The sequence below is a fragment of the Sphingobium sp. B8D3A genome (assembly GCF_025961995.1).
GTDB lineage: Bacteria > Pseudomonadota > Alphaproteobacteria > Sphingomonadales > Sphingomonadaceae > Sphingobium.
Map to the genome: position 1 here is coordinate 3,514,765 of NZ_JAOQOS010000001.1, position 14,327 is coordinate 3,529,091.

General features: G+C 65.0%; 6 protein-coding genes and 2 pseudogenes. 2 read left to right on the top strand and 6 right to left on the bottom strand.

All coding sequences use genetic code 11. The annotated features are described in order from the left end of the window. Nucleotides 1–121: 121 nt before the first annotated feature. The 6 genes and pseudogenes from M2342_RS16290 to M2342_RS16310 all read right to left on the bottom strand — a co-directional run bounded on the left by M2342_RS16290 (nt 122) and on the right by M2342_RS16310 (nt 10,893). Nucleotides 122–4,489, bottom strand: coding sequence for a putative Ig domain-containing protein (locus M2342_RS16290; RefSeq protein ID WP_264579850.1), 4,368 nt, complete (start codon nt 4,487–4,489; stop codon nt 122–124). 54 nt (nt 4,490–4,543) lie between these two features. After that, nucleotides 4,544–5,755, bottom strand: a complete 1,212-nt coding sequence (locus M2342_RS16295; protein ID WP_264578510.1) for an HlyD family efflux transporter periplasmic adaptor subunit — start codon at nt 5,753–5,755, stop codon at nt 4,544–4,546. After that, nucleotides 5,752–6,447, bottom strand: a pseudogene (locus tag M2342_RS17135) (ATP-binding cassette domain-containing protein); the annotation flags it as partial. The gene M2342_RS16295 and the pseudogene M2342_RS17135, both read right to left, overlap by 4 nt. Before the next feature lie 237 nt (nt 6,448–6,684). Next, nucleotides 6,685–8,001 (bottom strand): annotated as a pseudogene (locus M2342_RS17140) (ABC transporter transmembrane domain-containing protein); the annotation flags it as partial. Beyond that, the gene (locus M2342_RS16305; RefSeq protein WP_264578508.1) at nt 7,992–9,359 is read right to left on the bottom strand and encodes a TolC family protein; all 1,368 of its coding nucleotides are present in this window, start codon (nt 9,357–9,359) and stop codon (nt 7,992–7,994) included. The gene M2342_RS16305 and the pseudogene M2342_RS17140, both read right to left, overlap by 10 nt. Nucleotides 9,360–9,585: 226 nt before the next feature. Next, complete coding sequence (locus M2342_RS16310; RefSeq protein ID WP_264579852.1) at nt 9,586–10,893, bottom strand: EAL domain-containing protein; 1,308 nt, start codon at nt 10,891–10,893, stop codon at nt 9,586–9,588. 149 nt (nt 10,894–11,042) lie between these two features. On the opposite strand from M2342_RS16310, the gene M2342_RS16315 reads away from it, so the two are divergent. Both M2342_RS16315 and M2342_RS16320 read left to right on the top strand, forming a co-directional pair. Further along, the gene (locus M2342_RS16315) at nt 11,043–11,687 is read left to right on the top strand and encodes a tyrosine-type recombinase/integrase (RefSeq protein ID WP_264579853.1); all 645 of its coding nucleotides are present in this window, start codon (nt 11,043–11,045) and stop codon (nt 11,685–11,687) included. A 912-nt stretch (nt 11,688–12,599) separates the two neighbouring features. Then, on the top strand, nt 12,600–14,261 hold the full coding sequence (locus tag M2342_RS16320; RefSeq protein ID WP_264579854.1) for an FAD-dependent oxidoreductase: 1,662 nt from the start codon (nt 12,600–12,602) through the stop codon (nt 14,259–14,261). Nucleotides 14,262–14,327: the final 66 nt, after the last annotated feature.

The window sequence follows — 14,327 nt, forward strand, 5'->3', positions numbered from 1 at the left end:
TATATTTTGAGGTCGTGGCCATTTTTGCCCCCTACGAAAGTAAAATTGAATATTTCGTCTTTCGATTATCCCACAGTTCCCACTGTTCAGGGCCGGATGCTCATCCGGCCCTGATGGATATTCACCCGCCTACGAAAAGCGGTGTCGCAGATTGGAAATAAGTCTGAACAGCGTCAGGCGTTTCACGCCATTCACCACCAATATCGAGGTCGATGTACGACTGGCTGCTGTTCGGGAACGGCGCCGTCACGTTGTAAGTGCCGAAGCCGACGCGCGTATCGTTGTCATTGGGCGAATCGCCACTTGCAAAGGATGTGGTAGACAAATCCCAGCCCGCAGTGCCGTTCTGCTGATTATCGAGATACACCAGATCGTCGGCACCGAAGTCGGTCGCCCGGACCCAGAAGTCCCAGGTGCCGATGTCAGCGGAGGCGTCGCGGTCACTGACCACCAGCGCATAGCCCGCGGCAGACAGGCTGCCGATGGACGTAGCCGAGGCAACCGCCGTGTTGCCCACGTTATCGATCCCCACCCACTTATGGCTGGCGGCTAGCGTGCCGTCTGCATGCATGATCTGCGAGGCCGCTCCGCCCGAGACCAGCGCTGCCCCCGAACCGGTGGTGTTGGGCGTGACGGTCGCGAAGGTCGCACCGCTCGCCACCGCCGCGTTGCCAAGGCCAGAGGTCTGCCCGATGAACAGTCCCGCGCCGACCTCGACATGGTAATTGTTCGAGAAATCGAGGTCGTAGACCGGATCGATGATCAGCTTGTTGCCAGAGACGGAGAGGACATCGTTGACGTTCACCGTCACGCCGTTCCACTTGGCGGAAGCCACCCCGCCGCTGACAGTGACGACCAGCGTCTGCGTGTTGTCGATGGATTCCCCGAGCGTGCCGGAATAGCCCGTCTTCGATCCGCTGTTGGCATCATTGACCAGCTTGATCGTGTACGTGCCGTCGACCGTCGTTAGTGCGATGTTCTCGCTCGCGCTGAAGACCACGTCGGACCGCACATCCAGATTGGTGACGCCATTCAGGTTGGTGGAGAAGACCGGGACCGAGGCCTGCGAGACGGTGAAGTCGTCCGAGACCGACAGGCTGCCGTCGGACGCGGTCACCCGCACCGTGATCGGGCTGGCGAGCGCCGGCGCGGACGTCGAGGAGAATGTGTGGGTCGCCGCATTGAAGGTCAGCCATGACGGCAAGGCCGACAGGGCGCCGCCGCTGCCCACCAGCTGAGCCGTGTAGGTCAGGGTCGTGCCGGCATCCACGTCCGAGAAGCTGTTGGACGGCACGGTGTAGCTGAACGCTTGCCCCTGCACGGTTGCCTGATCTGCGAGCGGATGCGCGACGACCGGCGCTTCATTGACGTTGGCCAGGTTCACCGTGACAGCCTGCGACGTCATGTTGCCCGCCAGGTCCGTCATGTTGACGTTGATGGTGTAGCTGTGGACCTGCGTCTCGTAATCGCGCGGCGCGGTAAAGCTCAGCGCCCCTGAAGAACTCAGCGTGAACAGGCCAGCATCGCCGCCGGGCGCCAGGGCCCAGCTCACCGCTTCGCTGGCGGAGAGGGTCCCCACCGCAGTGGCGTTCTCATTCACGGTGAGCGTCGCGCTGGTCAGGGCAGGCGCCGTGCTGTCGACAACGAACGGCAGCGCCCCGTAGGTCACGAGCTGACCCGAGTCCGAAGAGACCGGCTCGCCGGACACCAGACCCGTCACGTCCGTGAAGTTCAGTGCCAGGATTCGCACTTCCGTGGTGTCCGTCACCGGCACTTGAGCCGTGAACACCAGCTTCGTCGGGTCGTTCAACGCGGCCGTGGCGGCTCCGTCCAAAGTGGCTGTCGCAAGATATGTGTTGGTCGCAACGAACCGCAGCACAACCTCTGGAGCAGGGCTCGACGGATAAGTGACCCCCTCGCTGAGCGTGACCGTGAACGTCACGGTGCTCGCTCCCATCGCAACCGCCTTGTTCGCGACGATTTCCGTGACGACCGGCGCGCTCGCGATCGACAGGGTAAAATCGTCGGTGGCGGTGAGGCTGCCATCGGACGCTGTCACGCGGATCGTGATCGGGTCGGTCAGCGCCTGGACGGCCGTCGAGCTGAGGGTGCCCGTCTGCGCATTGAACGTCAGCCAGCTCGGCAGGGCCGAGACATTGCCCTGAGCGTCCACAAGCTGCGCGGCGTAGGTCAGCGTATCGCCGTCGACATCGTAAAAGGCGTCGCTGGGGATGATGTAGCTGAACGGCTGATTGGCCGTGGCGACCTGATCGGCGAGCGGATGATCCAGAACCGGCGCTTCGTTGACGTTGCCGACGTTCACGGTGACCGCCTGGACGCTCTGATTGCCCCAGAAGTCCGTCGCTGTGACCTCGATCGACCAGCTGGCGCGATCCTCATAATCGAGGGTCTGGACCGTCTTAATCACGCCGGTCTGTGGATCGATGGTGAAGAAATCCGCGATGTCATAGGCGGCAAAGGGCGCGGGACCGCTGCCCCAGGCGATCGAATAGCTCGTCTTGCCCGAGGGATCGGAGGCCGTCGCGGTGTAGAGCAGCGTACCGGGGGCCGCCGTTTCGAGGACGGACACGATGACCGTGCTGCCGCCGCTGAATGCCGGCCCGGTCGTGTCGTTGATCATGCCGAGTTGCTGCAATTGGGCCTGCGGCAGCGAGGCATTGGCCAAGGCCGGATTGACCTGGGTGACATCGTGAAAACCCTGGATCAGAATGTCGGCGAGCAACTGGCCCTGAGCCTGTCCCAGGTCGGCCAGCGTCGTGTTGGCACCGTTGGCGGTGGTGGTGATGGCATCGACGATTTGCTGGATCGCCTGATCCAGCGTCAGGCCTTCACTATGCGCCCAGCCCTGAAGCGCGGCGAGGTAAACGCCGTAAACGTTCGCGGAGGCCGCAGTGTTGGCCCCATTGCTGTCGATGACCAGCTTTGCCAGCTGTGCTGGCAGCGATGTGTCCACATCGTCGGTGAACAAGGTGGCGACGGTGGCATTGGCCTGCGTGACAGCGGTCGCGGTCAGACCGGTCATGGTCGAGCTGCCGCTCGCAAGCCCCATGAGACGCGCCGCAGCCTCGGTGAACGGCGTGATGTTGACGACAAGATCCTGACCGGCCTCGATCGTCGTCACGACACGCAGCGCCACGTCGATGTCCGCCTGCAGACCGGTCGCTTCGTTCAGATAGCCCTGGGCGTTCGCGAGTGGGTCGGTCGCGACGACCATGACGTAGCCGGTATAGCCTTTGACCGCGATGCTGAACGCGCCATTGCCGTCGGTGACGCCGGAGCCAAGCAGCGTGCCATCGGCCTTATAGGCCTTGATCTCGATGCCGGCGATCACCGGGCCCGCCGCGACCGTGCCGGTGATGTAGTTGCTGCTGTCGACCGTAACCGGTCGTGAGCCTGTTGCGGAGATATTGCCGGCGGCGTCGGTTGCCTTGGCGGTGATGGTATAGGCGCCGTCGGCGGGCAGTTCGTTGGCAGCAAAGCTGGCCGTCCAGGTGCCATTGGCGGCGGTGGTGACCGTCTTGCTGGTGGTGCCCCAGGTGACCGTGATGCTGGTGCCGGCCTCGGCCGTGCCCGAGACGCTGACTGGGGCCTGTGTTTCGGCCTGGTTGACCAGATCGTCACCGGCGACCGCGTTGATGACCGGTGCGGCGGCGGCGGTCTTGTCGACCGTGATGGCGTTGGCGATCTTGCCGGCCTCGCTGGTCTTGCCACTGGTCGCGTCCTTCTGGCGAACCTGCACAGCGCCGGCGGCGTAGCTGCCCTCGGCCAGCGTGAAGCTGGTGCCGGTGCCGGCCGTCCAGGTCGAGCCGCCATTGGTCGAGTATTCCCAGGCGTTGGTGCCGGTGATGGCAGAGACGTTGATCGTGCCGTCCTGGGTGATGTAGTCGGTCGCCGAAGCGCCGGTGTCGGTCTTCAGCGCGAGCTTGGGCGCAGCGATGCTCGCCTCATCGCTGCCGCCGCCGAAGATGGCGAACCCGGCGCCGATCGCACCGGCAGCGCCCAGCACATAAAAGGCGGGCGTGGAGAAGAAGCTGCCCGATCCGCCGCCAGCGCCGGCGCCGGCAGCACCCTGGGCATAGACGCGATCGGCCCACTGGCCTTCACCGACATGACCCTGTCCACCGGCGGCCGAGGCCTGCACGGCGCTTTCGGGCTGATCCGCGTCGGCCTGCGCAGCGTCGGCATCCTTCTGGTCGCCATTTTGGGCGGCTTCGTCCTCGTCGTCCTTCTTGTGCGTCCGTGCCTTCACCTTCTTGGGCGTGGCGCTGTGCGCGGCAAGGGTCGCGTGTGAGGCCGCGGGCGCCACAGGTGCATGACCGGCGGCGGCCTGAGCGGAGGGAGCCGGTGCAGCTTGGGCCACAGCCTGGGCCTGCTCGGCCGGAACGGCTGCGTTTGCCGGAAGCTCTGCCTGCATCTCTGCCTGCATCTCGGCCTGCATCTGGGCCTGCGTCTCGCTCTTGTTGGTCATGTCATTGGCTCCCTGTATTCCAAGCTGTGTCTTCAAAGCTGTGTGCGGTTGAGGTCAGCGCTCGCCGAGCGCCTCATCGACGGTTTTGGTGATGGGTTTGGTGAGGTAGGTGAGCACCGAACGCTTGTGGGTGCGCACTTCCACGGTGGCGGTCATGCCGGGGCTGACCTGAATGGGCTTGCTGCCCGCGTTACCCGCGCCGCGATCCTTCAGGCGGATATGGACGCGGTAATAGAAGTGCTCGCTACCCTGCGGCCCCGGTTCGCTCAGCGCATCCGGGCTGATGTAGACAACCTCGCCGGCAAGGCTGCCGTAGATGCTGGGATCATAGGCATCGAGCTTGACCTGCGCGGACTGGCCGACCTTGACCGAGCCGAGATCGGCGGGGCTGAACTTAGCCTCGACGATCAGTTCGCTGGTCGTGGGCAGCATCTCGATGATGGCATCGCCCGGCCGCACCGAGGCGCCCAGCGTGGTCACGTTGATCTTGCGGATCTGCCCGTCATGCGGCGCGCGCAGCTCGGTAAAGCCGAACACCGCCGAGCGCTCGCGCAGCGCCTCTTCCTGCGTGGCGAGATCCTCCTCGGCCTTGGTCATCTCGGCCTGGGCGTCCTGGAAGTATTTGTTGCGGGCATTGACGATCTGCCCGTCGAGCTCGGCGACCGCGCGCTTGAGGCGGATCACCTCGGCCTGCCCGACATCGCCCGCCGCCAGCAGCGGCTGCGTGATATCGAGCTCGGCCTGCACGAGCCGGCGGCTCTGAACGAGCGCGCCAATGCCCTCGTTGAGTGCCTGACGGCGCCGGTTGAACAGATCGGTCTGGTTCCTGCGGAACGCCGGATAAGCCTCCAGCTCGGGCGGGAACACCAGCGCCTGCCCGTAAACCTCGGCCCGCAGCCGGGCGAGCGTCGCCTTGAGCGCGGCCACCTTGTTGCGGCTGTCGTCATAGGCCGCCGAGGCGCGGCTCTGGTCCATGAGAGCCAGAAGCTGACCCTTGCGGACCATCTGCCCTTCCTCGACCTTCATCTCAGCCAGCACGCCGCTGTCCGCCGCCTGGATGACCTGCGTGCGGGCCAGCGCGATCACCTGTCCCCGGGCGCGGGCCAGCTGGTCGATCTGCGAGACGCTTGCCCAGATCAGCAGCGCCACAATGCCAAGGCCGGTGATCACGATGAACCAGCCCCCCGGCCCCAGCGGAAGCCGAGCCAGCTGCTGGCGCACGCTGCCCAGGCCCGCGCGCATCGCCCTTGGATCTTCCATCTTCATGCCACGCTTCCCTTGTGATGCTCAGCTTGTGCGCCCGGTTGTGCAGCCGGCCCCTGTTGTGCCGCCGGACCCTGGCGCAGCCGCTCGATCACCGCGTCGCGCGGGCCATCGAGCGCGATGCCCTGCGGGGTCAGCACGATCAGCCGGTCGATGAGCTCGAGCAGGCGCAGCTTGTGGGTGACCAGCACCAGCGTCTGGCCAGGCTGAACCGCCGCGCGCAGGGCCGAGAGGCAGCGCTCCTCGGTGCCATCGTCCATCGACGAGGTCGGCTCATCGAGCAGCCACACCTGCGGGCGGGCCAGCAGCAGCCGGGTCAGGCCAATGAGCTGGCGCTGACCGCCCGACAGGCCCCCGCCGCCTTCGGCAATGCGCAGATGCACGCCCTCGGGACGCCCGGCGAGGAAGCCGGCAAGACCAGTCGCCTGGATCGCCGCGACCAGCTCTTCATCGCTCACATAAGGCAGGCCCATGGTCAGGTTGTCGCGCAGCGTGCCGCTGATCATCCGCGCCTGCTGGGGCAGATAGCCGATCAGCTCGGCCCGCCGCTCGCTGGCGATATGCTGCAGATCGAGCCCGTCGAGCAGCACATGTCCCCGCTCAGGCTTGACCAGCCCGGCGAGCAGCTTGAGCAACGTGCTCTTGCCCGATCCCACCGCCCCCAATATGCCCACCCGCTCGCCCGGCGCGATGGTCAGCGCCGGCAGCTTGAGCGGGGCAGGCTGCGAGGCCCAGGCGAACTCCAGATTGGCGACCTCGACCCGGCCCTGGATCGCATCGGGCACCAGCGGCGCATTGATGCCGTCATTGTCCTGCTCCGAAGCGTAAAGCCGCTCGAGATTGTCAAGCGCGACCTTGGCATTGGCGCCCTGCACCAGCAGCCCAGGAATGGCGTTGACGGGGGTGAGGACCCGGCCCGAGACGATCGAGCAGGCGATGATCGCGCCCACGGTCAGGCTGGTGGTCGTCGCGGCCAGATAAGCGCCGGTCGCCACCATGCTGACATAGCTGATCTGCTGGACCAAGCCCGAGATATAGCCCGCTGTCTCGTTGAGATGACGGATCTCGGTCATCTCGTCGGCGGTCCGCCGCGAAAGATCGTTCCAGCGGTTGCGCATCTGCCATTCGCCGCCGCTGGCCTTTAAAAACTCGGCGCCCTGGATGGTCTCGACCAGCAGGCCATAGCGCTGGTTACCGACCAGATTTTCCCGCGCGCTGTGCGCCTCGATCGCCCGGCGCGAGCGCAGCCCGGCAGCGACCGCCACCACGAACGCCAGGGCCGGCACCGCTGCCACGAACGGCCCGCCGATGAGGAAGATGACCGCCAGGAAGAACAAGGCGAACGGCACGTCGGTGAACAGATAGAGCTTGCGCGCGACGATGAACGCCCGCACCCCCTCATAGCCGCGCACCTGCGCCGCGAACGTCCCCACGCTCGGCGGATATTGGTCGAGCCGCGTCGAGAGCATCCGCTGGAAGACGCTCATCGCCGCCTCCAGATCGATGCGATGCACCGCCTTGTCGACAATCGCCGAACGCGCCAGCTTGAGCGCGAACTCAATGCCGATGGCGATCGCCGTGCCGATCGTCAGCACGATCAGCGTCGCCACGCCGCCCTGCCCGATCACCCGGTCATAAACCTGCATCGAGTAGAGCGAGGTTGCCAGCACCAGAATGCTCGCCAGCGTCGAGGCCAGCGCCGCCATCACCACCCAGGATTTGTCGACGGCCATGATCGCCTCGAACACGCCGCGCGCGGTGCGCGCATGGGCGATCTCGCCACGCGGGGTGACGCCGGCGAACATCGTGCCTTCGGGCCATGCCGCCATCCGCTCGCGACCCTGCGGCCCCTCGCACAGCCAGGTGCCGTCGTTGCTCAGGCTCAGCACCATGCGATAGCCGGCGCCGGGCACCAGCGCGATCATCGGCAGGTCCGCCTCATGCGGTTCGCGCCGCCAGCGCGAGAGCTTGAGCCGCAGCGTCTCGCACAGCGCCAGCGCCGCGCGCGCCGCAATGCGGCTTTCCTCGCCGGGAGCGCCAGCACTGAACAGCGCGCGGATGCGGCGACCGTCGCGCCGGGTCAGGCCACCCTGGCACTCCAGCGCCGTCGCCAGGCGCCCGCCCAGCCAGATCACGCCATCGGCAAAGGGCGTCGCGGGCGGCGGCCCCATGAAGAGGACGTCCTCGGACGCACTCTCAGGCGCCCCGGCGGGAGTCTCGGCCGGTGAGGGCCCTGCAATCAGTTCCATGGGAAGGCCCCTTCCTTGAGGCGCAAGCGGTAGCGGGCGATCAAAAGCTGGACCTGCGCATCGCTCAGGCTCCGCTCGATGTCGGTCTGCTCTCGGGTGACATTGAGAACGTCCAGCCAGCTGCGCTTGCCGGCTAGGAACATCCGGTTGTAGGATTCGAAGGTCTGCTGCTGCACGCCCCGGCTGACCTGCAGCTCGCGCACCAGGCTGCGCGCCGCGCGCCAGCTCGCCAGATCGGCCGCGACCTCCGCCGTCAGATCCGCCCGATAGGCATCGCGGGCATTGCGCGCCGCGCTCTCCAGCGCCTGTGAGGCCCGAATGCGCTCCACCGAGGCAAGCCCGGAGCCGAAGGCGAACTTCACGCCCACCACCACCCGCGTGTCAGGCAGCGCCGAGGCATAATAGCGATCGTCCGAGAAGCGCTGTTCGGCCCGCGCATAGATGGTCGGCATCATCGCCCTGGACGCCACCCGCGCCTCGGCCTTGGCGACGCCGATCTCCTGCTCGGCGCGCAGCAGCGCCGGGTTGGTCTCGATGGTGCGCGCCAGCAGATCCTCGCTGCGCACATCCAGCGGCTCGTCGCCTGCCGCCACGTCGAACGCGATCCGCGCCGGATCGATCGGCCGCCCGGTCAGCTGGCTCAGCGCCTCGGTCGCCGATTGCTCGATCGCCTGATAGTTGGTCAGCGTGTTGCGCGAGAGGCTTAGCCGGGTGAGCACCAGATTATGATCGACCGGCGCGGACAGGCCCGTGGCCACCCGCCGGCGCATCATGCCTTCCAGCGCTTCCAGCCGGGCAATGTCGGCCGCATAGACCTGCGCGCCCAGACGCGCCGCCACGAACCGGCCATAGCTGTCGATCACCCGCAGCGCGATCTGGTAGCGGGTCGCGTCGATCGCCGCTTCCGCCGAAGAGAGCCGCGCCTTGGCGGCATCGACGTTCGCGCCGATCCGCCCGAACGTCCACACCGGCTGCGTCAGCGTGCCCGTGACGACATAGCCCCGCCGCCCCCGCTCGCTCTCGAACGCCGGCTCGGGAAAATACGCCCAGCGCGCGCTCGCCACCTCATAAGCCGAAGCCCGCGCGCCATCGGTCTGCGACAATACCTGCGGATTGTTCCGCGCGGCCTGCGCCATCAGATCATCCAGCGACAGAGAGGACGGCTCAGAGACCGAGCCCGGCGCTGCGGCCACGGCCGCCGGCGCGCGAACATCGCCCTGCTGCGCAAAGGCCGTAAGCGGAGCAACAAGCACCGCCCCCAGCACAGCGCAGCCGATCAGCCCGCCCCCGCGCCCTGCGGGACCGCGCAAACCACGACACAGCGTCGCAGCGCGCCTCGTCCCAACCCCCTCAAACATCGAAATCACCCTGAATATCCTGATCTTGTGCCGACATCGCCAACCACCCCGCGCCAAAGCTACGAAGCGACCCGCACAACCAGTTGAAGAAGAAGCCACCACAGCAGCAGACTGACCGGAGCACCCAGGAGAATGCCCCGCGCCAGCGAAGGCTGAACCACATCCGGCGCAGACCAAGGATCACCGAGGGGCGTGCCTGTCCGGGCACGAACATCCGCAAGGCCGCTCATCCGACCGCCCTCCGCGTTTCGGACCAGCCGGCTTGCGGCTGATCGAACAGCGTGAGCACATTGGTGCCGCCCATAGGACCGGACCAGGAGCGGACGACGGAGGGATAGCCCGTGTGATAGCCTTGCAGCCACACAGCGCCGGCGCGCAGGGCCAGATCGGCCTCCGCGCGCGTTTCCACGCCCTCGACCACGACATCGCGGACAAAGCTGCCCGCCAGGCCGATCAGATGATGCAGCGCGACGCGATCCGGCTCGGAACTGGCCGCCCGGCGCAGGAAGAAGGCGTCGATCTTGATAATGTCGGGCTGCAGCGCCAGCAGCGAACGCAGCGAGGCATGGCCAACGCCGAAATCGTCCAGCGCGACCCGCACGCCGAGCTTGCGCAGCCGCGCCGCAAAGCATGTCGCCTCGCCAATGTCCGGATAATGCGCAGTCTCGGTGATCTCGATGACCAGACGGCGCGCGACGGACGGCATGTCGCGCAGGCGCGGCATCAGCTCATCCCACCACCCACCGGGACAGGCGCTGTGCGCAGAGATGTTGGCGCCCAGGCACACGTCGGGATCGCGCTGCAGTTCCTCGATCACCGTCGAGACCACATAATGATCCAGCACGCCGACCATGCCCAAGCGCTCCAGAGCGCCGATGGCAGGGCCGGCCGTCTCCTGACGCCCGTCCTCGAGCATCCGCAGCAGACATTCATGATAGAGCACAGCGTCGCCCTGCGCGCCGCTGCGCACCGGCTGCCAGACCGGAAGCAGCCGCCCGTTCGCCAGCGCCGAAAGCAGGGACGCAGCCTGCGCCATGTCGGCCCGATAACGCTGCGCCCAGTCGGCCTGCGTATCGATCGGGTTGCCGTTGAAACGCTGGGTCGTCAGGCGACACGCCAGATCGTCCCGCGCTGCACCAAGATCGGCGTCGGAATGGACATCGGGCAGCAGGGACCAGGCTGCACTGACGGCGAGCCGCAGGTCCGCGTTAGCGTGAAGGAGCGGCCGACCAGCGACCGCGACCGCAAAGCGCCGGGCGAAGTCCGCACATGCCGCATTCGTGAAGGCTTGCCCGAAGGCCGTCGGCGACCAGACCACCGCCGTAATCAGGTCATCGCAGACCGGCATCACGACCCCGTCGCCGCCGAGCACCTCACCGAGCAGAGCGGCCAGCAGAGCGCGCGCGCCTTCACGCACAGCTTCGCCATAAGCCTGGGCAAGGTGGGACAGGTTATCGATCCTGAACCCCACCATCACGAGTTCGGGTGCCGGCCCCACCGAAAGGTTAACCGGCACCCCGAAATCGTCTGCCATCCGTTGCGCCATATCCAGCATCCCAAACCCCTCTGAGTCCGTGACAGAATACTGAATACTGTTTCAAATGACTGTTTTTGCATCCTTTTGCAGTGCGAAAACGCCTGGATGGCGGTCCCGGCGGCGGCTCTCCGAGAGGGAGATGCGGGATGCTGAACATGGTTTACGGCAATGAAGGGCAGCGCAAATATCTGACCCAGGAAGAGCGGGCCGCCGTGCTCGCTTACGCCGCACGCGAAGCGCCCGAGACCTATACCTTCTGCATGGTGCTCGCCGTGACAGGATGCCGGATCTCGGAGGCCCTGGCGCTTACGCTCAGGAGCATCGATCTGCGCTCGCAATGCATCATCATCGAAAGCCTCAAGAAACGGAAAAGGGGGATTTACCGCGCCGTTCCGGCTCCGCTGGAGCTGGTGAAGCTGATCCACAAGGTGCATGGCCGGGGCAGGGGCGCGGACGACAGCCTGCTATGGACCTGGTCGAGAATGACAGCGTGGCGAAAGGTCAACGCAATCATGCAGGCGGTCGGCATCAAGGGAATGCAGGCGACGGCCAAGGGTTTTCGACACGGATTTGGCGTATCGGCCATCCACTCGGGTGTGCCGTTGAACATGGTGCAGAAGTGGATGGGGCACACCGACATCAGCACCACCGCCATCTACACAGGCGCCGTTGGGCGGGAGGAACTGGAGATTGCGAGCCGCATGTGGGGAAGCAGACCACGCCAGCGGAGTCGGCGCCAAATCGGCCTGAAGGGAGTGACGGGCACGCTCGGAAGCGCCTGGCAGTCGTAAACGGGCAGAAGGTTAAGGGCGTTTGCGCTCTCGGCCTTCTCCTTGCCGGTCAAGGCAGGGGCGAGAAATATTCTATATTTTTCAAAGTGTAAGACGGCGTGGGCCGGCTATTGGCTCGGGCTAAATCGACGTTAAAAGCAGATCGATAATTAAATAATTTAATGGATTTCGTCGAAGCTGTTGCCAGAAGATACAGTATTCAGTATTTTGTAACGTGTAGTTTTATTCATTTTCAATGCCTTACCCGTTTTATGTTGTCATCATCCGACTTTAAACCGGCATGGTGCGACCCAGCAATGCTGCGCTGCAAGAAACCCTTAACGACCGGCAGATTTGGAGCCTGACACGGCTCAAATGAACCCTGCCTGTCCCGCATGTCGAGCGCCGTATTTCAGAAGCAGGTCGGATACACGAGACTCCTAACAAATCAGGAATTTCCAGTAAAATTAAATAGAATTAATTATAGGTTAAATATTGCGTACTGACCATTATTGTTGACTATTTTAAACGTTTCCTTCTTCAATCATCAACCTCCTTCCTTTCCAAGATTCCCTTACGTCCGTAGCCATTTTTTTGGACGCCCTGCTTACGCAAGAGGGCAATTAACGCCAAGCTCTTCTCGGTCGTCATCCGTCGGACAAAGTCGCGTCCGCCTACGGAACTGGAACCGAGTCCCCTTGCCGCTGTCAGGAAGATGACGATGCTGGAGAGGCGAATCCCTTGAATCGCTGTCGCCGGACTGATCTTTCCCCAAGCTCGATGGCCCCTGAATGGCCGTGCGGGCGTCGGGTTCCCGGCTCCACTTGCCCTTTGGGGCTAACCCGCTTCAACGCCCTGGAGAGACGAACAAAAAGAAATTGATCCCGCTTCCGCATCTGCTATCGGTTTCGTTGATTACTCAACGAGGGGCGGATGACTGACACCGAAGTTCTAATTATCGGCGCTGGGCCCGTGGGGCTGCTGCTCGCGCTGGACCTGGCGTCGCGGGGGATCCAGGTCGTCGTGGCAGAGATGCGCCCAGCCGGTCAGCCACCCAGCGTGAAATGCAACCATGTGTCCTCGCGCACGATGGAGACGCTGCGCCGCCTCGGCCTGTCGCGGGAGGTGCGTGCGGTCGGCCTGCCGCACGATTACCCCAATGACATCGTGTTCCGCACGCGGATGACCGGCACCGAACTCGCGCGCATCCCCATCCCGTCGCGGCGCAACCGCTATCAGGACAGGAGCGGGCCGGATGGCTGGTGGCCCACCCCCGAACCGCCGCATCGGGTCAATCAGATCTTCTTCGAACCGATCTTCTTTGCCCATGCTGCGCAGCACCCTAACATCACGCTGCTCAACGAGACGCGGTTCGACAGTGTGCGGGACGAGGGGGGGAGCGTGTACGCGCAGCTGACCAACCTGTCCGCCGGTACGTCCCGAGAAATCCGCTGCCGCTACATGGTCGGCTGCGACGGGGGCAGTTCCGCAGTGCGCAAGCAGATCGGCGGAAAGCTAGAGGGCGATGCCGTCGTCCAGCGCGTACAATCCACCCTGATCGACGCGCCCGATCTTCTCGATGCACTCGGCAGCACCCCGGCGTGGATGAACTATAATTACAATCCAGACCGGGCCGGGACCGTGCTCGCCATCGATGGCGAGCGGCGGTGGCTCGTCCACAATTATCTGCGGCCCGATGAGGAGACGTTCGAGGAGGTCGACCGGGATCGGTGCATTCGGCACATCCTGGGCGTCGGGCCGGACTTCCCTTTCACGCCACTCTCCAACGAGGACTGGATCGGCCGGCGACTGGTCGCCAACCGCTTCCGCCAAGGCCGCGTCTTCATCGCCGGCGATGCCGCGCATCTGTGGGTGCCTTATGCCGGCTATGGCATGAACGCCGGCATTGCCGATGCCATGGACCTCTCCTGGATGCTCGCCGCCACCCTGCAAGGCTGGGCACCCGAGGGAATCCTCGATGCCTATGTCGCAGAGCGCAAGCCCATCACCGAACAGGTTTCCCGCTTTGCGATGGGTCATGCCAGCGGCGCCATCAAGGAGCGTAATACCCTGCCGCCGGAGATCGAGGACGGCACGCCCGAAGGCGAGGCGGCGCGGCGGGACGTGGGCGCCGCTGCCTATGCGCTCAATGTCCAGCAATATGCCTGCGCCGGGCTGAACTACGGCTATTTCTACGATGCTTCGCCGATCATCGCTTATGATGGCGAAGCCGCGCCCGCCTACACCATGCACGATTATACCCCATCAACCGCGCCGGGGTGCCGCGTGCCGCATTTCTTCCTCGCGGACGGGCGCTCGCTCTACGACCTCTGCGGGCCGGGCTACACGCTGATCTGCGTTGAGGACGAGGGTGAGGCCGCGCCGGACGTCGAGCCGCTGGTTGCAGCGGCGCGGGCTTGCGGGATGCCGCTCACGGTCCTCGCCATGGATCGCGCGCTCGATAATGTGCCGAAGGTTTACCGGCACCGCCTGCTGCTGGCCCGGTCGGACGGCCATGTCGCTTGGCGCGGTGACGCCATCGATGATGCAGCCTCGCTCGTGGATTTGCTGCGCGGCGCACGAGTGGCAGCGTGAAGCACGACCTTAAGGGTCGCACTGTCGCCCGCCTGCTCTATAAGTTGATCTATCAACACAAGCCGC

Bases quoted from the DNA above. Each gene is read 5' to 3' on its own strand.
- M2342_RS16305 (WP_264578508.1), bottom strand. From the start codon at position 9,359: ATGTTTGAGGGGGTTGGGACGAGGCGCGCTGCGACGCTGTGTCGTGGT.
- M2342_RS16290 (WP_264579850.1), bottom strand. From the start codon at position 4,489: ATGACCAACAAGAGCGAGACGCAGGCCCAGATGCAGGCCGAGATGCAG.
- M2342_RS16315 (WP_264579853.1), top strand. From the start codon at position 11,043: ATGCTGAACATGGTTTACGGCAATGAAGGGCAGCGCAAATATCTGACC.
- M2342_RS16320 (WP_264579854.1), top strand. From the start codon at position 12,600: ATGACTGACACCGAAGTTCTAATTATCGGCGCTGGGCCCGTGGGGCTG.
- M2342_RS16310 (WP_264579852.1), bottom strand. From the start codon at position 10,893: ATGGCAGACGATTTCGGGGTGCCGGTTAACCTTTCGGTGGGGCCGGCA.
- M2342_RS16295 (WP_264578510.1), bottom strand. From the start codon at position 5,755: ATGAAGATGGAAGATCCAAGGGCGATGCGCGCGGGCCTGGGCAGCGTG.